The organism is Pseudomonas sp. MWU13-3659, from assembly GCF_023757525.1.
Classification (GTDB): domain Bacteria; phylum Pseudomonadota; class Gammaproteobacteria; order Pseudomonadales; family Pseudomonadaceae; genus Aquipseudomonas; species Aquipseudomonas entomophila_E.
The window spans coordinates 25,807-44,334 of record NZ_JAMSHW010000013.1; the positions used below are offsets into that span (position 1 = coordinate 25,807).

At 66.7% G+C, this 18,528-nt stretch carries 19 protein-coding genes; 4 read left to right on the forward strand and 15 right to left on the reverse strand.

Features of this window, described 5'->3' with window-relative positions:
* Positions 1-687, reverse strand: a complete 687-nt coding sequence (gene pmrG / locus NGM28_RS17065) for a lipopolysaccharide core heptose(II)-phosphate phosphatase PmrG (RefSeq protein WP_252090856.1) — start codon at positions 685-687, stop codon at positions 1-3.
* 297 nt (positions 688-984) lie between these two features.
* Here pmrG and hflK (NGM28_RS17070) point away from each other — a divergent pair, with 297 nt between their 5' ends.
* From hflK (NGM28_RS17070) to NGM28_RS17085, 4 genes are read left to right on the forward strand one after another with little or no spacing between them, the layout of a single operon-like run.
* Positions 985-2,949, forward strand: a complete 1,965-nt coding sequence (hflK, locus tag NGM28_RS17070; RefSeq protein WP_252090857.1) for a protease modulator HflK — start codon at positions 985-987, stop codon at positions 2,947-2,949.
* Entirely contained in the window at positions 2,946-3,968 is a 1,023-nt protein-coding gene (hflC, locus tag NGM28_RS17075) for a protease modulator HflC (protein ID WP_275679096.1), read from the forward strand. The genes hflK (NGM28_RS17070) and hflC overlap by 4 nt, the downstream gene beginning before the upstream one ends.
* Positions 3,961-4,995 (forward strand): protease modulator HflK, encoded by a 1,035-nt coding sequence (hflK, locus tag NGM28_RS17080; protein ID WP_252090858.1) that lies wholly within the window; start codon positions 3,961-3,963, stop codon positions 4,993-4,995. Before hflC ends, hflK (NGM28_RS17080) begins: the two co-directional genes overlap by 8 nt.
* A 55-nt stretch (positions 4,996-5,050) precedes the next feature.
* Entirely contained in the window at positions 5,051-6,982 is a 1,932-nt protein-coding gene (locus NGM28_RS17085) for a heavy metal translocating P-type ATPase (RefSeq protein WP_252090859.1), read from the forward strand.
* A gap of 48 nt (positions 6,983-7,030) precedes the next feature.
* Here the strand turns inward: NGM28_RS17085 and cprA are convergent, their stop codons facing one another.
* The 14 genes from cprA to NGM28_RS17155 form a co-directional block, all read right to left on the reverse strand.
* Positions 7,031-8,188, reverse strand: a complete 1,158-nt coding sequence (gene cprA, locus NGM28_RS17090) for a cationic peptide resistance protein CprA (protein ID WP_252090860.1) — start codon at positions 8,186-8,188, stop codon at positions 7,031-7,033.
* A 403-nt stretch (positions 8,189-8,591) separates the two neighbouring features.
* Positions 8,592-9,017, reverse strand: a complete 426-nt coding sequence (locus NGM28_RS17095; protein WP_252090861.1) for a hypothetical protein — start codon at positions 9,015-9,017, stop codon at positions 8,592-8,594.
* Between the two features lie 15 nt (positions 9,018-9,032).
* Positions 9,033-9,557 (reverse strand): acyloxyacyl hydrolase, encoded by a 525-nt coding sequence (locus NGM28_RS17100; RefSeq protein ID WP_252090862.1) that lies wholly within the window; start codon positions 9,555-9,557, stop codon positions 9,033-9,035.
* Between the two features lie 225 nt (positions 9,558-9,782).
* The gene (locus NGM28_RS17105) at positions 9,783-10,952 is read right to left on the reverse strand and encodes a sensor histidine kinase (RefSeq protein ID WP_240062791.1); all 1,170 of its coding nucleotides are present in this window, start codon (positions 10,950-10,952) and stop codon (positions 9,783-9,785) included.
* Complete coding sequence (locus NGM28_RS17110) at positions 10,952-11,641, reverse strand: response regulator transcription factor (protein WP_252090863.1); 690 nt, start codon at positions 11,639-11,641, stop codon at positions 10,952-10,954. Before NGM28_RS17110 ends, NGM28_RS17105 begins: the two co-directional genes overlap by 1 nt.
* Positions 11,642-11,789: 148 nt before the next feature.
* Positions 11,790-11,981, reverse strand: coding sequence for a hypothetical protein (locus tag NGM28_RS17115; protein WP_240062793.1), 192 nt, complete (start codon positions 11,979-11,981; stop codon positions 11,790-11,792).
* 104 nt (positions 11,982-12,085) lie between these two features.
* Complete coding sequence (locus NGM28_RS17120; protein ID WP_252090864.1) at positions 12,086-12,520, reverse strand: bleomycin resistance protein; 435 nt, start codon at positions 12,518-12,520, stop codon at positions 12,086-12,088.
* 173 nt (positions 12,521-12,693) lie between these two features.
* Positions 12,694-13,221 (reverse strand): DUF2878 domain-containing protein, encoded by a 528-nt coding sequence (locus NGM28_RS17125; RefSeq protein ID WP_252090865.1) that lies wholly within the window; start codon positions 13,219-13,221, stop codon positions 12,694-12,696.
* A gap of 2 nt (positions 13,222-13,223) precedes the next feature.
* Complete coding sequence (locus NGM28_RS17130) at positions 13,224-14,483, reverse strand: SAM-dependent methyltransferase (protein WP_252090866.1); 1,260 nt, start codon at positions 14,481-14,483, stop codon at positions 13,224-13,226.
* Positions 14,458-15,267 (reverse strand): DUF1365 domain-containing protein, encoded by an 810-nt coding sequence (locus tag NGM28_RS17135; RefSeq protein WP_252090867.1) that lies wholly within the window; start codon positions 15,265-15,267, stop codon positions 14,458-14,460. Before NGM28_RS17135 ends, NGM28_RS17130 begins: the two co-directional genes overlap by 26 nt.
* The gene (locus tag NGM28_RS17140) at positions 15,264-16,511 is read right to left on the reverse strand and encodes an NAD(P)/FAD-dependent oxidoreductase (RefSeq protein WP_240062797.1); all 1,248 of its coding nucleotides are present in this window, start codon (positions 16,509-16,511) and stop codon (positions 15,264-15,266) included. Before NGM28_RS17140 ends, NGM28_RS17135 begins: the two co-directional genes overlap by 4 nt.
* Before the next feature lie 6 nt (positions 16,512-16,517).
* On the reverse strand, positions 16,518-17,270 hold the full coding sequence (locus NGM28_RS17145; RefSeq protein ID WP_252090868.1) for an SDR family NAD(P)-dependent oxidoreductase: 753 nt from the start codon (positions 17,268-17,270) through the stop codon (positions 16,518-16,520).
* Positions 17,267-17,689 carry a nuclear transport factor 2 family protein gene (locus tag NGM28_RS17150; RefSeq protein WP_252090869.1) on the reverse strand — a complete coding sequence of 141 codons (423 nt, stop codon included), beginning with the start codon at positions 17,687-17,689 and terminating at the stop codon, positions 17,267-17,269. The genes NGM28_RS17145 and NGM28_RS17150 overlap by 4 nt, the downstream gene beginning before the upstream one ends.
* A gap of 199 nt (positions 17,690-17,888) precedes the next feature.
* On the reverse strand, positions 17,889-18,482 hold the full coding sequence (locus tag NGM28_RS17155) for a DUF4274 domain-containing protein (protein ID WP_252090870.1): 594 nt from the start codon (positions 18,480-18,482) through the stop codon (positions 17,889-17,891).
* Positions 18,483-18,528: the final 46 nt, after the last annotated feature.

The following is an 18,528-nucleotide window of genomic DNA, read 5'->3' on the forward strand; positions in this document are numbered from 1 at the left end:
TCAGGCTCCCTTGCCGACTGCGAGCTTGCGCCACTGGGTGGCATTCATCTGGCCAAGAATCCGGGCCTTGCCATTGCTGCCCAAGGTGACGAACAGGGCGCTGGCGTAGCTGCTCGAACGTTCGCCGCCGGCAACCCCTAGCGTGCGTTCGAGCTGGTCGATACAGCCGCTGTGGGTGACCAGTACCAGATTATGGTCGGCACGCTTGTGGGCGAAGGCCGCCTGGCTGAAATCCCGGTCACATTGCGCCAGCCACTCCTGGGTGGCAATGGGCTTGGCAAACATGAAACCGGCCGTCTGCTGGGTGCGCACCTCGGGGCTGGCGAGCAGGTCGGCGCTGTCCAGGCCCAGCTGGCGCAGGCCAGCGCCGACCCCTTCGGCGGCCTGGCTGCCGGCAACGGTGATACCGGTGGGGTCGTTCAGGCAGGCCGCATGGGAGCGGTCGCAACGCTCGGCATGGCGCACCAGGACGATCACCGAACCGGCGGCCCATTCGCCATACACACCCTGGCTGCGCATCTGCTGCATGCTGCCCAGGTCGGCGACCTGCGTGGAGGTTGCCCAGCGGGTCGCCGCCACCAATGCCAGCAACGCACACAAGCCGACCGCGACGAGTGCCAGGGAGGACCAACGGAACACCTTGGGCGTTTTCAGAGCAGCGGGTTTATCGATAGTGCCCTGCAACATGCACACACTCCATGAAAGCGGAAGGAGCGGACAAGGCGCGCTATGGCAGCCCATCCGAAAGTGGCTGCACTGTAAGAAGGCAGATGTTGGCGAAGGGTGAGGCAGATGTGAAAAAAGTGCGAGTCCGGCCCAGCGGCATGCCTGTGTCACGACTGAGGCGGAGGTAGGACGTGAGCGGGATGAACGGGTAGACGATATTTTCACGTGCGTCGCTATAACATAACGAAATAAACTCGCCCGTCGTCAAATGCCCGGCCGCTACATCCCGTTCGGTTGCGCACCAAGCCTGGAGCCCCCATGAGCGTCAATCTGGATACCGCAGACCTGGACCTGGAGGGCATGCCACGTTTCCAGCAATCGCTCGGCCAGGCGCGCCGCCTGGTGCTGCTCAGTCACTGCACCTTGTTGGGCGCGGGCCTGTTGTGGTTGCTGGCCTTCCTGGTCGGGCTGTTCGCGCCTGCCAGCCAGTGGAGTGTGCTGCTGGCCGTCAACGCCGCGACGTTCATGCTGCTCGGCGCGGTGGCGCAGTCCGTGTGGACGCCGGTCAGCTGGCGGGCCGAGGCCCTTGGCGAACGGCCGGCACAACTGGCGTTCTGGCGCGCCCAGGCGCCCGAGGATGAGCCTCCGGCGAATGCTTATGAACGCTGGCTGGCGCGTATCGGTGATGCCTGGCGCAAGCAGTTGCGGCGGGTCGGCCACGATGCCTTGCGCCTGGCGGCCCTGGCGTTGCTCGCCCTGGCCGTGCTGGCGGGCGCCTGGCGGCTCGACCTGCCGGCGCCGATGCTGGCGGGGCAGGCCGGCTGGGTCGCCGTTGCGCTGTTCGGCGCCATCGCCTTCGGCCTGCTGGTGTTCGAGCGTCATCTGGCAGCGACCCCCGCGACGGACTGGCCGGAGGCGGGCGCCCTGGCCGCGGTGGTGCGGTTGGTCATCGCGGTCCAGGTGCTGTCCATTCCCTGCCTGGTATTCGCCGACGATCTGCGCCTGTGGCCGGCGCGGTTGGCCGTGCTGATCGCCATCCTGCCCGGCTTGCTGGCCCTGGAACTGTTGCTGCGCGCCGTGCTTTCGGTGTTCCGCCCGCAGCGCCCGCGCGAGGAGCCGACGTTGGTGGCGAACAGCCTGACGGCCGGGCTGTTGCAGTGGCCACCGCGGCCTCTGGCGTTCCTCCAGGGCGAGTTGCACCAGCGCCTGGGCATCGACCTGCGGCAGGTCTGGGCATTCGGTTTCATGCGCCGGGCCTTGCTGCCGGTGGCTGGGCTGGTAACGCTGGTGGGGTGGCTGCTGACGGGCGTGGTGCAAGTACCGATGAACGGCCGGGGTGTGTATGAGCGCTTTGGCGACCCCGTGGAGGTCTATCCGCCTGGGCTGCATGTAGGGTTGCCCTGGCCGTTGGGGCGGGTGCTGGCGGTGGACAACGGCACGCTCCATGAACTGGCCACCTCGGGTGACGCCGCGTTGGCCGACCCGTTGACCGATGCCGAAGGGCCACCGCCCGCCAGCGCCAACCGTCTGTGGGATGCTGCCCACGTTGCCGAGAACGCCCAGGTCATCGCGGGCAGTGACGGCGGCCGGCAGGGCCTCCAGATCGTCAACATGGACGTACGCTTCATTTACCGCATCGGCCTGGACGATGCCTCGGCAATCGCCGCCACGTATCACACAAGCGATGTTGCGCAACTGGTGCGCAGCATTGCCAACCGGGTGCTGGTGCACGACTTTGCCAATCGCTCGCTGGACGGGCTGCTGGGCGCGCAGCGCGAAGCCCTCGGCCGGGATATCGGTAACGCCGTGCAAGCCGACCTTGATCGGCTGGACAGTGGCGTGCAGATCCTCGCCACGGCGGTGGAGGCGATCCACCCACCGGCCGGCGCGGCCAATGCCTATCACGGCGTGCAAGCGGCGCAGATCGGCGCCCAGGCGCTGGTCGCCGAGGAGCGTGGCCAGGCCGCCCGGCAGGCGGCCCTGGCCCTACAGAACGCCGCCGTGCAGACCGACAAGGCCAGCGCCGATGCCCACGAGATCACCGCCAGGGCACAGGCCCAGGACATCGCCTTCAAGGCCGAAAGCGCTGCCTGGCGCCAGGCCGGCCAGGCCTTCATCCTCGAGCAGTACCTGGCGCGCCTGAGCCAGGGGCTGGCCGCCGGCAATGCCCTGATCATCGACCACCGGTTGACCGCGGCCCAGGCCCCGACCGTGGACCTGCGCACCTTCGCCTCGCCCGTCGACCCGACCACTTCCAGACCTCAGCAGGAGCGCGCCCATTGAGCTCTCACGCCCCCCATGCCCACCACGCGTGCGGCCACGATCATGCCCATGACCACGACCATCCCCCTGTGCCACCGGCGAAGGGCGCGCGCTGGCGGGTGCTCGCCGCGTTGCTGCTGGTGCTGCTGCTGGGCACGGCGGCGTGTTTCGTCCAGGTCCGGGTGGGCGAGGCCACGGTCATCACCCGTTTTGGCAACCCTTCGCGGGTGCTGACCGAGCCTGGGCTGGCCTGGCGCTGGCCATTGCCGTTCGAGAACGCGGTGCCGGTCGACCTGCGCCTGCGCACCACCTCCAGCGGCCTGCAGGATGTCGGCACCCGCGATGGCCTGCGCATTATCGTGCAGGCCTATATCGCCTGGCAGGTCGCCGCCGACCCGCAGAGCATCCAGCGCTTCATGCGCGCGGTGCAGAACCAGCCCGACGAGGCGGCGCGGCAGATCCGCACCCTGGTGGGCTCGGCGCTGGAAACCAGTGCCAGCGGCTTCGAGTTGGCGGACCTGGTCAACGTCGACGCCAGCCAGGTGCGGATCGACGCCTTCGAGCAGCGCTTGCAGGCGCAGATCGAGCAGCAACTGGCGCAGACCTACGGCATCCAGGTGGTGCAGGTGGGCATCGAGCGGCTCACCTTGCCCAAAGTCACCCTTGAGGCCACGGTCGAGCGGATGCGCGCCGAGCGCGAGACCATCGCCACCGAACGCACCGCCGAAGGCAAGCGCAAGGCCGCCGAGATCCGCTCGGCGGCGGAGCGTGATGCGCGGATTCTCGAGGCCGACGCCAACGTCAAGGCGGCGCAGGTCCAGGCCCAGGCCCAGGTCGAGGCCGCGCAGGTCTACGGCAAGGCTTACGCCAGCGCGCCGGAGCTGTACAAGCTGCTGCGCTCGCTCGACACGTTGGGCACGGTGGTCACGCCCGGCACGCGCCTGGTGCTGCGCACCGATGCCGCGCCGTTCCGCGCCCTGGTCGATGGGCCGCCAGTGCCTTCGAGTGCTGGCAATGGGGCAGGGCGCGGCCATGACTAGCCCGAGCCGGATGGACGCCACCGGCAACCCCTGGCTGCAATCGGCGCGCATCGGCTTCATCGCCCTTTATGGGGTGACCCTGGTCGCGGCGCTGGGCTGGTTGTTCGGCAATGTTCGCGAAGTGGGGCCCGATAGCCGAGCGGTGGTGCTGCGGCTGGGCGCCGAGCAGCGCATCCAGGAGGCCGGCCTGCTACTGGCCTGGCCACGCCCGTTCGAGCAGGTGCTGATGCTGCCGTCGGCCGACCGGGTCAGCGAACGCCGGGTCGAGCTGTTGCTGCGTTCGGAACTGGCGCTGAAGTCGGACAAGAACGGCACCCTGGCCAGTGACGCCACGGCCGGCTCCGGTTACCTGCTGACCGGCGACGCCGGCATCGTGCAGCTGGACGTGCGGGTGTTCTACAAGGTCAACGCGCCCTATGCCTTCACCCGCCAGGGCGTGCACCTGGAACCGGCGCTGGATCGCCTGGTCGAGCGCAACGCCGTGCAGGTCTGCGCCTCCCGCGACATGGACACGATCCTGGTGGCCCGCCCGGAACTGGTCGGTGCCGACGCCCAGGTCGCCGAGCGCCGCGAGCGCCTGCGCGGCGACCTGCAACACGGCATCAACCGCAGCCTCGCCGCGCTCAAGGCGGCGGGCACCGACCTGGGCATCGAGGTGGTGCGGGTCGATGTGCAATCTTCGCTGCCGCTGTCGGCGGTGGGGGCGTTCAATGCAGTGCTCACCGCCAGCCAGCAAGCCGAAAAAGAGGTGGCCCAGGCGCGCAACGATGCGGCCCGGCAACTGCAGCAGGCCACCCAGGCCGCCGACCACACCGTGCAGGTTGCCCAGGCCGAGGCCCGTGAGGGCCTGGCCCGGGCCAATGCCGACACCGCCACCATCGCCGGCCTGGCGCAGCAGCAAGACCCCGGGCTGATGCTGCGCCTGTACCGGGAGCGCATGCCGGCGATCCTGTCCCGCGCCGGGGCCGTCACCACGGTCAACCCCGATGACAGCGGGCACCTGATCCTCGAGGGCCCCAAGCCGTGAACCGCGATCTTCGCCAACCGCACCTTGCGACCCATTGCCTCCGGAGCCGACTGCGATGAGCGCTCACCACCATCATGGCCACCACCACGGCCATCTGCACCTCGGTGCCGGACTGTTGTCCGCTGACGAACGCCGGCAGGCGGGGCAGCAACTGACCTTGGCCATGCTTGCCCTCGGCCTGCTGGCGCTGGGGTTAGCCTGGCGCTGGCTGGCCCCCTCCCAGGACGGCGTGGCACAACTGCTGCTGGGCGTGGCGTCGCTGCTGGTGGCCGTGCCGGTGCTGCGTTCGGCCTGGCACAGCCTGTTGCAACCGTCCCTGCATGGCGTCACCGACCAGTTGATCGCCCTGGCCATGCTCGGTGCCTGGGCCACCGGCGACCTGGCCACCGCGGCGCTGCTGCCGATCATCATGATCCTCGGCCATGTGCTCGAAGAGCGCAGTGTGCTGGGCTCACAGGAGGCCATCGGCGCCCTCGGCCGGCTGACCCGCAGCCAGGCCCGGCTGATCGGCGCGGACGGTGAGGTGCGGGAGGTCGACAACGCCAGCCTGCAACCCGGCGACCAGGTGGAAGTGCGCGCCGGCGACCGGGTGCCGGCCGATGGCCGCGTACTGCACGGGCAGGCCAGCCTGGACACCGCGCCGATCACCGGCGAGGCCTTGCCCCAGGAAGTGGACGTCGGGGCGCAGGTATACGGCGGCGCGATCAACCTCGATGGCCTGCTGCGCGTCGAGGTCACCGGCATCGGCGACGACTCCACGCTGGGCAAGGTGATCGCCTTGATGCAACGCGCCGAGCAGGCCAAACCCCCGATCACCCGCCTGCTGGAGCGCCATGCTGGTCGTTATCTGCTACTGGTGCTGCTGGTCGCCGCTGCCACCTGGTTCGTCACCGGCGACGCCCAGGCCATGCTCGCGGTGCTGGTCGCCGCCTGCCCGTGCGCGTTGGTGCTCTCGGCACCGGCCACGGCAATCGCCGGGATCGCCGTGGCCGCGCGGCACGGCATCCTGATCCGCGGCTCGGCGTTTCTCGAAGAACTGGCCGACCTGTCGTCGCTGGTGATCGACAAGACCGGCACCCTGACCCACGGTGCGCTGCACCTGCAACGGGTATTGCCGGGCGAACCAGGCGTGGGGCATGACGAGATCATCCGCCTGGCCGCCAGCCTCGGCACCGCCAGCAGCCACCCGGTCAGCCGGGCCCTGGCCAGTCGGCTGCCTCATGACCAACATCTGGACGTCAGCGAACTGCATGAGCGCCAGGGATTCGGCGTGGTTGCCCGCACCGAACGGGGCGAAGCGGCGTTGGGGCGTCCTGAGCTGTTCGCGCGCCTGGGCATCGAGATCCCGCCGGTGCCGGAACACGATGGCCCCATAGCCGGGCTGGCCCTGGGCGGTCGCTTCCAGGGCTGGCTGCTGCTGGCCGACAGCATCCGCCAAGAGGCGCCGCAAGCACTTGAGCAGCTTCGCGAACTGGGGCTGGGCCGGCAGTTGCTGCTCACCGGTGACCGGCGCAGTGTCGCCGAGGCGGTCGCCAACCAGACCGGGATTACCCGCGTGGTCGCCCAGGCCTTGCCCGAAGACAAGCTGCGCCACGTCAACCAGGAGATCCACGCCGGCTTCCGGCCGATGGTGGTTGGTGACGGCATCAACGATTCACTGGCGCTCAAGGCCGGCGTGGTCGGGGTGGCGATGGGGGCGGGCGGCACGGACATCGCCATGGCCGCGGCAGACATCGTGCTGATCAACGGCGACCTGCGCCGCCTGGCCACCTGCATTCGCCTCAGCCGCCTGTGCCGGCGCACCCTGCAATGGAACGTGCTGATCGGCCTGGGCTGGACGCTCGGCATCATGCTGGCGGCGGCGTTTGGCTTGCTGGGGGCGGCGGGGGCGATGATCGCGGCGTTGCTGCACAACCTCAGCACTTTGCTGGTGCTGGGCAATGCCGGGCGCTTGCTGCGCTATGACGAAAGGGACTCGAAGGGCTGAGCGAGGCGAGGCGCCGCGGGCGGTTACCCGCGGCGCCGAGGGGCATCGTTACTTGAAGTCCCACTGCATCTGGGTGGCGATGCTGACGCCGCTGGATGATTTGACACACACGTCCAGGTAGTCGGTGAAGCGCGGCGGCACCGCGATCCCTTCCTCGAGCAGGCGGCTGTTGTCGAACAGGTAGTTGAGGTCGGCGAAGCCGCTGTACAGGCGCAGGGCGCGCAGCACCAGGCGCGGGTTGGCCGGGCCGATGCGGGTTTCGAAGCTGCTGGCCAGCGACTTCAGGTCGTCGACATCCACCTTGCGGTAACGCTCACCCACCGGCTCCGCGCCATTGGCCAGGGCGAAGGCCTCGTCGATCTCGGCGAAGGTGCAGGCCGAACCGTGGCCGGCGGAGATGTGGTAGAGGTCGTGGCCCAGTTGCGGCTTGAGCGCCAGGCCGATCAGCGCCTCGGCGCAGTAGTCCACCGGGATCACGTCGATCTGCTCGTCCAGGCCGCAGGTGAAGCTTTCCAGGGCGAAGCCCATGCGGAACACCCAGAAGATACTGCCAGAGGCCTGGCAGCCAAGGCTGCGGTGGCCAACCACGATGGACGGGCGCGCCACCACCAGCGGCAGGCTTGGCAGCTGTTCGCGCATGCGCCGTTCGATTTCCGCCTTGGACGCGGTGTAGTCCACCAGTTGCTGCTCGGCCTCGGGGAACTCCCACGACTCGCTGATCGGCGACTCGCGCTCCGGGCCGCAGCACATCGCCGTGCCGACATGCAGGAAACGCTTGAGGCGCTTGGAGCGGCTCATCACCTCGGCGAAGGCGTAGGTGCCTTCGACGTTCACCGGCCAGATGGTCGGGTTCTTCGAGAACGATGCCACGGCCGCGCAGTTGATCACCCGGTCGAACTGCATCAGGCGTGGCGTTTCGCGGGGCAGCCAGGTGGTGTCGAGGAAATCGCCGCAGATGATCTGCTCTTCGCCCAGCGCCAGGTTGTCAGCGTGGCTGACGCCGTGTTGCAACAGGTTGTCGCGCAGGCGCTCGAGGCCTTGCTGGCGGGTTTCGGCGCGGACCAGGAAGCACAAGTTGGCTGCTTGGCCATCGGCGATCAACTGGGCGGTGACCGAGCCGCCGAGGAAGCCCGTGGCGCCGGTCAGCAGGATGCGTTCAGGGAGTTGATGCAGGGTTTGTGGCGCACCAGTGACGTGGGAATTCATATATATCCTCGGCAACTTAGTTGCCCGCGTGACGACGCAAAGTTGATGTAAAAACTTTGTGAAAAGTGGGTCGTTATTTCGGTTGCAAGGTTCTTGTCGAACCGGTGTATTCGCCGAGCCTCGATGGCCATGCGGCGGGCCGTGGGTTGCGCGTGTTGGCGGCCATGATGGCGCCGGCTGTAAGTGGCTACTTCCTGCCGACCGGAGGGGCAGCAGAACAGGCGCTTCAAATTGAGCGGTGGGCCATTCTCTCTGGCCAGGCGCCGGTTTTCAATTGCCTGGCTTGTTACAGGCGGGCGTTTTTGGTGAAAGAATTTTAATGGGTGTTGGGAAATAGGTGATTTTGTATGAAAGATGTAAATTTGTTTAAAGTTCACTAAAAAAGTTTTAACTGTTAGCGTGCTTACGATGCCGGTACTTCAGGTGCTGATATTAATGATGTGAGGCAGCCGGACACATCGCGGCTGTCCAGAAGTTCACCCCGATCGCCTTTCAGGAAAAGCGTCGGCGTGCCATTCCAGTCACCCTCGAACACGCCATAGACCTGGTTGGCTTCGAAGCGATCATGGTGCAGTTCGACCACATAACTGCGGTCATAGGGGAGCCGTTGGCGCAGTTGCACGGCCAGCCGATGGGCGCCAGGCATCACACCGACCTGCTGTGCATCGACAATGGGCGTGCCGTCGACTGCCGCCAGGCTGACCTGATGCACAGAGGGCACAGGATAGAGTTTGATCAAGGCCTGCTCGGGCGTCGGTCGGGCCAGCAGGGTACAGCCGGACAGCAGGGAAAGGCCCAGAAGCCCGAGCGCGGTGCGGATTGGATTCATGGCAGCGTGTGGACCTCAGAACCCGTGGCGGTAGAACAGCGAATACGATTCGATGCCGTTGTTCGGCTGCTTGATGCCGGCGTTGGAGTAGTGGATGACCCGCAGGCCGAGCCGGTCCTGATTGGCGAATTTCAGGCCAACGCCGAGACGATCTTCGAAGTTGAACGCCGAGCCCAGGGTTCGGTCGCCCACGTGCGTGCCCGAGAACAGCGCCACGCCGACGCCCGCCTCGATGAAGGGCACGACGTTGCCGGCGGTGTTGAACTCGTAGACGAATACCGGCGAGAAGGACAGCGAGGTGCGGGCCGAGGCGCGCTTGCCGGCCTCCCAGTGGGTCAGGCCGGCGTCCCAGTAGCCGGTCAGGTGGCCCGTGTCGCTCACCAGCCAGCGCTTGTCCCAGTCGAAGCCCAGGCCGATGCGGCCGACGAAGCCGTTCTGCCCGGTGGTACCGAGGGCGCCGCTGATGTCCGTGGCCTGGCTGCTGCCGGCGAATGTGCAGAGCACGAGAAGGGCGAGGGTTGGAGCGAAAGGTCTTGGCATGAGAATCACAGCACCGAATTGGATGAAGCCGCGCGCGGCGTCAGCCTTCATGGCTGACGGGCGGGCATGCTAAAGGCGGTTGCTGAAGGTGCTGTTCAGGGATTATCAAGATTCGGTCAAGAATTGCAGGTAATCGTCAGAATGCCTGCGAATCAGCGGCGCGGTGTTTGGCACCGGCTTTGCCGGTGTTCGCCAGCAAGGCTGGCTCCTACGGGTTTGCGGTGACTAGGCGAGGGGCAATGACACCAGCAGCGCCAACCCGCCTTCGTCGCGCCGCTGCGCGACGATATGCCCGCCATGGGCTTCGCAGATCGCCTGGGCGATCGACAGCCCCAGGCCGCCGCCGCCGGTTACCCGCGCGCGGGACTGTTCGGCCCGCCAGAAGCGCACGAACATGTTGCCCAGGTCCTTCTGCGCGATGCCCTGGCCACGGTCGAGGAACTCCAGGTGCAGCCATGCGCCTTCGCGACGCGCTGCAACTTCCAGCGTGCGGCCGTCGGACGCGTACTTGATGGCATTCTCGATCAGGATGTTGATCAACTGGCCCAGCCGGCTCCTGTCCGCCTCGATTTCCAATGCGCCGGGCAGGTGCGAGGTGACCCGCATGCCGGCTGCCTCGAACTGCGGCGCGAACCAGTCCAGGCGTTCCTCGACCAACCGGGCCAGGGAGAACCCGGTGACGTGCAACGGCAACTGACCGGCATGGGCCAGTGACAGCAGGTGCAGGTCGCCCACCAGGGTGTTGAGGTTGTTCAACTGGCTCTGCACCAGGCGCAACTGCTCCGGGCTCATCGGGAATACGTCGTCGAGCATGCCCTGGATCCGCCCCAGCGCGGCGTTCAGCGGCGTGCGCAGCTCATGGGCGAGGTTGGAGCTGGACTGTGCCACTTCGCGTTCGTACAGCGACAGGCGCTCGACCATGCTGTTGAAGTCGCCGCACAGGCGTTGCATCTCAGCCGGCTGGCCCGGGTACTGCACCACCCGCACCTCCAGGTCGCCACCGGCCACCTGGCGCGCCGCCTGGGCGAGCTTGCGGAACTGCCGGGAAAGCGGCCGGGACAGCCACAGCGCAATGATGATCACCAGCGGGATGACCAGGGCGACGAAGCTGTAGAGGGCCAGCCAGTCGGCGTCGTTGCCGATGTCGGGCAGGAAGCTCTCGACGTCGTAGTAGCGCCGCAGCAGCTCCCAGAGCACCCCCTCGTGCTGTTTCACGTCCGCCAGCGCGGCGATGTACTGCGCACGGTCGGCGGGTGTCATCGAGGCCATCACGCGGTACTCGACGGCGTGGTAGTACAGGTACATGCAGCCGACGACGGTGAACACCGCGCTGATGGCCAGCACGGTCATGCGCGAGCCGACCCAGGCCCACAACGAGTTCCTGCCCAGGGCCATCAGTGGAACCGGTAGCCCACCGAGCGCACTGTCACCAACACCTCGGTGATGCCCACCGCCTCGAGCTTGCGTCGCAGGTTGTGTACATGGGTGTCGATGATCCGCACCAGCGCATCGCTGTCGGGCATGCACAGCTCCAGCAGCGCCTCGCGGCTGTAGGCCCTGGAAGGTGCGCGCAGCAGCGCGGCGAGCAGCAGGAACTCCGAGCGGGTGAGGTCCAGGATCGTCTCGTCGCCGTTGGCCTGGCGCACCCCGGCGACGATGCGTTCGTTGTCCACCCACACCCCGGCGCACTCGAAGCGCTGCTGGGCGGCGGCAGGCGCGCCGTAGCGGCGCAGCACGGCATGCACCCGGGCGACCACCTCACGCGGGTTGCAGGGCTTGACCACATAGTCATCGGCGCCGTAGCGCAGCGCGCCGATCTTGTCCGGCTCGTCGCCGATGGCGGTGACCATGATCACCGGTGTGTTGTCGTTGCGGCGGATCTCCGACAGCAGTTCCGGGCCTGAGAGCTTGGGCAGCATCATGTCCAGCAGGACGATCTGCGGCGACCATTGGCGAAACAGCGCCAGGCCCCTGGCGCCGTCCTCGGCCACCGCCACCTCGAAGCCGTCCTTGCGCAGGTAGGCCTCGAGGATGCTGGCGCCGTCGGCGTCGTCCTCGACTATCAATACGCGCTTGGGGAGCATGGCGTTCCTTCGGGGGCATGGGGTAGGGCGGCGCAGCTTAGCATGGGCCGGCGGCAAAGGTTACGCCTCCCCGAGGCCTGCGCTGGAAAGGTAGGAGCCGGCCTTGCCGGCGAAAGGGCCGTCACAGACGACAAACCCATGTGATCCGTCAGGCGAGAAACTGCGGATCCGACGGGCCATCGTCCCGACGGGCCGCTATCTGGCTGTCCTGCTGCACACTGAGGTAGACAGCGGCGCCACACAGGCCCGCCAGCCCGATACTGGCCAAGACGATCTCGCCCAGCAACACGCCGACGACCAGTGCCAGCAAGCTGAGACGGCTGAGGGTAGTCACGGTCATGGCCATTGCGCTCCGGCAGGAAGGTGACGACCACCATAACGCCCGTGGCAAGATTGCACAGCCGGGGGAGGCGGGTTGGCACGACTTGCCTGCGTTTTGGCAGATCAGCCGCCGCCTAGGGGCAGGGGACGTTCGCCAAGCCGCTCCCCGAGCCTGAGCAGGTATCCATCAGGATCCTGAACCAGAAACTGTCGCTGCCCCACCTCCACGTCTCCAGCCCTGTACCAAGCATCCTCACAGGCCTGGAACAGTGGCCACCCGCTGCGGTGCAAGCGCTCGATGACCGGCGCGACTTCGGCGACCTCGATCTGAAAGTTGATCCCTCGGCCTAGCGGGGCTTCCAGCCGGCCGGTGATCCATTGCTGGTCAAGGTCGATCTGTTCGAGCATGACCTGCGCACCGTGCAGATCCAGATAGGCGAATCCCTGCTCGGGCCGCTGGTAGGCCACCTGGAACCCCAGCAACGGCACCCAGAACGCCAGGCTTCGTTGCAGATCGGTCACGATCAGTTCGGGAACCAACTTACTCCGTGCAAACATTTGAACCTTCCTTGAGTCATGCGCGGGGGACGATGCGCTCGCTTTCAGCGACATGCAAGCATACAAGGCGCTCGACAAGGCGCACAGCGATGGCCTCAGGGCCGAAACAGGGTGGACCCATTCGCCGGCAAGGCCGGCTCCTACAGGTGGGTGCGGTCCCTGTAGGAGCGGATTCATCCGCGATGCGCCGCGCGCGCGGCGCTCGCCCCCCCAGGCGCCGCATCAGCCAACCGCAAGACCAGGGGCATGAACAAGGCCCACAGCGGCGCCAACAGCAGGGCGGTGACCGCAGGCCCCAGTGGCAGCTCGACACCCGCCAACCTGGCACCGGCCAGGTAAGCCAACGGCCCGCCCACCAGGCCCAACATCGCCGCCCGCCAATACGGATGTGCCGCCCAGGCCAGGCTATGGCGCAGGCCGCTGGCGAGCACCAGCCAGAGCAATGCCAACCACAAGGGCAGGGGCCATTGCTCGAAGCGGAACACCCCCATCATCCCCAGCGAACTGTCAAGCAGCCAACCGGCCGGCGCCACGCATAACAGCGCACGTACTTCCTCGCGGCGCTCCGGGCAACGCCAAAGGTGCACGGCAAGGCCCAGCGGCACGATCAGCAGCCACCACCAGCAACGTGCACCGAGCACGCAAGCCCACCAACCCACCTGCAACCACAAGGCGTTACCGATCAGCCAGCGGCGGCCCATGCTCAACAGCCCGGCAACGCAGCCCGACGTGCCATGGGCGCCGCCCACAGCAACTGCGCCACACCGATGGCACGCTCTTCGAAACCGCCCTGGCAATAGCACAGGTAGAACTCCCACAGGCGCTGGAAGGTGTCGTCGTAGCCCAGCTCCGTCAGCGCCATGCGCGCCGTGCGCAGGTTGTCGCGCCAGTGCCGCAGGGTGCGCGCGTAATCCAGACCGAAGTCTTCGAGGTGCACCAGGTTCAGTGCGGTCTGCCCGCTGGCGGTGGCGAGCAGCACGCTCAGCGAAGGCAGCGCGCCGCCGGGGAAGATGTAGCGCTGGATGAAGTCCACCGAGCGCCGTGCCTGGGCGTAACGCTGGTCACGGATGGTGATGGCTTGCAGCAGCATCAGGCCGTCGTCCTTGAGCAGCGCGGCGCACTGGCGGAAATAGGTGGGCAGGAAACGGTGGCCGACCGCCTCGATCATCTCGATCGACACCAGTTTGTCGAAGCGCCCCCGCAGCGCGCGGTAGTCCTCGCACAGCACCGTGACACGCTGTTCCAGGCCAAGCCTGCGCACCCGTTCGAGCGTATGCGTGTACTGCGCCGTGGAGAGGGTCGTGGTGGTCACGCGGCAGCCGTGGTGGGTGGCGGCATGAATGGCCAGGCTGCCCCAGCCGCTGCCGATTTCCAGCAGGTGCTCATGGGGCTTGAGCTCAAGCTTCTGGCAGATGCGCTCGAGCTTGTTCAATTGGGCTTGTTCCAGGGTTTGCCCGAGGCTGTCGAACTGCGCCGCCGAATACATCATGGTCGGGTCGAGCAGCCGTTCGAACAACGCGTTGCCCAGGTCGTAGTGCGCCATGATATTGCGCCGGGCTCCACGCCGACTGTTGCGGTTGAGCCGGTGCAGCAGGCGCAGGAGCGGGCGCCCCAGGCTTGCCAGCCCACCTTCCATGGCGTCGAGCACGTCCAGGTTGGCAACGAACAGGCGGGTGACGGCCGCCAGGTCCGGGCTGCGCCAGTAACCGTGGATATACGCCTCCCCTGAACCAACGGAACCATTGCTGGCCACCAGGCCCCAGGCCGTGTCGTCGAGGATCTCCACTTCGGCCTGCAGGGGGCTGTCGGGGTCACCGAACGCCCATTGCCGCCCGCCGTCGACCAGCCGCAGGTGGCCATGACGCAGGTGACGCAGCTGGGCCAGCACGGCCACCCTGGCCAGCCCACCCAGCCATGGGCTCAGCCCCACCGACTTGCTAACGCTCAGGGTCGGATTGGGCATGGTCAGGATCCTCGCAGGGGTGGCCGAGTGCCAGGTCGCCCTGGCTGGCAGTGTGGTTGTGGACGGGGAGGCGTTTGAGCAGCAGGCGCAGGGCCTGCCAGTAGATGGCCGAGAGGGTGCGCAGGCTCATCCATGGAAAGCTCAGGATGTGCTGGTGCAGGGCTGCGCGATCCAGCGGCTGGCGGTGCAGTGCCAGGTCGGCCGCGAACACCTGCTGCCCAGCCCGCCAGTTCTCCATGTGGATGCGAATGCGCCGGGCATCGAGAAAAAAACGCAGGCGGTACTCCATGTCCATCGGCATGAACGGCGACACATGCAGGGCCTTGGCCATGGCGAACGAACGGGCAAGGTCGCCACCCACCGGCAACACATAGTGGAAGCGCTCACGCCAGGGCGTGTTGCGCACCTCCAGCAGGATCGCCACCAGTTGTTCATCGCGGTCATGGCAGAAGTAGAAACTCACCGGGTTGAACGACAGCCCCCAGCAGCGCGGCTGGGTCAGCAGGTGCACGGCGCCGTCGGGTTGCTGTCCGGTGGCCTGGGCTACCAGCGAGCGTGCGGCCTGGGCCAGCGGCTGACCTTGGCGGGTCAGTGCCGGCAGATAGTCGGTTTCGCGCCAGCTCAACGGCGTCCACCACGAGCTTCCCAGCCAGCGGGACAGGCCGAGCAGTCGGTGTTGTTCATCCAGATCCACATGGAACATACCGATCCGATAGCGGAAGGCATGAGGGCGCGGGGTCATGCGACGGTGGCTGACCCAACCCTGGCAGAGGCTGCTGTTCACAGTCGCTCACCAAAGTGCTCGGCCACCTTCAGTGCGCTGAGCACGCCGTCCTCGTGGAAGCCATTGCCCCAGTAGGCACCGCAGAAATAGCTGTGCCGGCGCCCCTGCAGCTCGCTCTGGTGAGCTTGGGCGGCGAGGGCCGCGATGCTGTATTGCGGGTGGGCATAGTCGAAGCGGGCGAGTATCTGCGCCGGGTCGATCAGCGCGGTCTGGTTCAGGCTCACGCAGAAGGTCACGGGCGCGTCGATACCCTGCAGGATGTTCATGTCGTAGGTCAGCGCGGCGGGAGCCTGCTCGGGGCCTGCGAGGCGGTAATTCCAACTGGCCCACGCCCGACGGCGGCGTGGCAGCAAGCGAGTATCGGTGTGCAGCACCACGGCGTTGCTGGCGTAGGTGATGGCGCCCAGCACGGCCCGCTCGTCCGCGCTGGGCGCCTCCAGCAGCGCCAGGGCCTGGTCGCTGTGGCAGGCGAACACCACCGAGTCGAAACGCTCCATGCCTGCGCCGCTCAGCAGGGTAACGCCTGCGTCGTCGCGGCTGACCCGGCGTACGGGGCAGTTGAGCCTGATGCGTTCGGCAAACGGTCGGCACAACGGCGCCACATAACGCTGCGAGCCGCCCTCGATCACACGCCACGGTGGTCGCTGGTTGACCGACAGCAGGCCATGGTTGCGACAGAAACGCACGAAGAACTGCAGAGGGAAAGCCAGCATGTCGGCGCGCGACATCGACCAGATCGCCGATCCCATGGGCACGATGTAGTGCCTGATGAACCGTTGCCCGTAGCCCTGTGCCTGCAGGTAGCCGCCAAGGGTGGTGTCCTCGTCGATACGCTGCTTGTCGAGGTCGGCGAGGGCTTGGCGGTTGAAACGCAGGATGTCCCGCAGCATCCCCCAGAAGCCGATGGACAATGCATTGCGACGTTGGGCGAACAGGGACGCGAGGTTATGGCCGTTGTATTCGAAGCCACTGAGTGGGTCGTGCACGGAAAAACTCATCTGGGTGGGCCTCGATGCGACGTTCAACTGGTCGAGCAACTGGATGAAATGTGGATAGGTCCAGTCGTTGAAGACGATGAAGCCGGTGTCCACCGCATACTGCCTGCCGCCCCATGCCACCTCGACGGTATGGGTATGCCCGCCGATCCAGTCGGCCGCCTCGAACACCGTCACCTCGTGCCGGCGTGACAGCAGGTAGGCGCAGGTCAGGCCGGCGATGCCGCTGCCGATGATGGCGATGCGCATGGTGGTCTAGCCCTTCGGGTTGCGTGCCAGGCGCTGGCCCAGCTTCAGCCGCCAGCGCACCGGCAGCGCGCCAAGCAAGCGCAGCAACAGGGTGAAGGCAGTGGGGAAATTGATCTCCAGGGGCCGCCGTGGCAGGCGCGCGGCGATGTGCCGGGCGGCGTGCTCGGCACTCCAGAGCTGGGGCATGGGAAAGTCGTTGCGCCGGGTCAGCGGGGTGTCGACGAAGCCCGGGTTCACAAGGGTGGCATCGATACCTTCGTTGGCCAGGTCGATACGTAGCGATTCCAGCAGGTAGCGCACGGCCGCCTTGGAGGCGCCATAGGCACCGGCACGTGGCAGGGCCAGCCAGGTGACCGAACTGGCTGTCACCACCAGGTGCGGCCGCTCACCGAGCCGCAGCAAGGGCAGGGCGGCGGCGAGGCAGTAGCTGACCGCGAAGAGGTTGGTGCGCACCACACGCTCCAACAGCAACGGGTCGAACTGCCCCGGTTCCAGGTACTCGCAGGTGCCGGCATTGAGAATCACCAGGTCCAGGGCCCCCCAATGCCGAGTGATCTGCTCGGCGATCCTCGCCACTTGCTCTGGCGCATCGAGGTCACCGATGGCCAGCAACACCTGCGCTGGATATTGCGCCACCAGTGGCGCGAGGTTGTCGGGCCGGCGCGCACCCAAGGCGACCTGGTGCCCTTGCTCCAACAGGCGCCTGGCCAGTGCCGCACCGATGCCGCTGCTGGCACCGGTCAACCAGCAACGGCTCATGCCAGCCGTCCCTTGAGCCAGCGGATGGCGCCACCCACGACCGGGACATGCTCGTAGAGCAGCGCGCCGACGTCGAAGTAGTCCTGATGGAAGTGGACCCGGTCATGCCATTGCAGGTAGCTGCAGCCTGGCAGGTGGATCGGCCGGCCGTTGGCCAGGCGCGGGTGGCGGAACTGCAGCGACCACTGCAGGTACCCCTGGCCAGGCCGCACTTCATCGACGCTGGAAAAGCTGTAGTGGATATCGTGGACGTTGGCGTAGAGCTGGGCGAAGTAGGCGCGCAAGGCGGGCAGGCCGTGGATCTGGTGCAGGGGGTCCCTGAAGGCCACGTCTGCGCTGTACAGGGTTCCCAAGGCGTCGAGGCGCTGCCCGTCAAGGCTGGCGAAGGCTTCGGCGAATCGCTGCAGATACGCTGACATAGGCCGCTCCAGGCGAACCTGTACAGCGATAAAGTTTTGTACAGGTATAGAAAAAGCCTAGGTCAATATCTGTACAGGTCAATAGCCTTGTACAGGTATTTGTAGGGCCGGCCCGAAACAAACGCAGAAGCGGATTCATCGTGGGCGGCGCTCGACCTCGAGGGCGCTACAACTCGCCTGTCGAACCTGACGCCAACCCTCAGCCTTTGGCGTGGCTGGCCTCCCACTCGTCCAGGTAAGGCTGGTAGGCATCCTGACGGGTTTCGACGACCTGGCAGCGGTAAGTGGCGAACAGCACGCCCGGCAGTTGCAGGCCACGTTTGCGCAGTGTCGCCAGGTCCGGCACGAATTGATCGGCGAACGGATCGAAGGCGATGCTGTAGGAACTGAAGTCGCCTTCGGTGAAGCGCCGCACCAGTTGGGCATAGAAGATCGCGTCGTCCTTCTGCGCATCGTCCGCACCGGAATGCCACCACCCCTGGCCGTACCAGTAGAGCAGCAAGGCGGTTCCGGCGTCGCACAACGGGTGGGCGAGGATCGCCCGTGGGGCAACCAGGCCATCGTCCCAGTTCAGGTGAGACGCCACGTAGTGCAGCTCCTCCTTGCTCTGCAGGTCTGCCACGCAGACCAGGTCCTCCGGCGCCTTGTAGAGCTGTGCGCTCCAGTAGCTGAGTGTCTCGCGCATGTCGGGGTCTTCGAGCTGGGCGAGCAGAGTGGCGCGGTCGGGGATGCCGTTGAGTTCGGCGCATTCGAAGGCGCGCAGGAACTGTTCCTGGGTGAGGCGCAGGGGCATGGGGTGTTCTTCCTTGAGCGGTAATGGGGAGCGCTTGATAACCCTG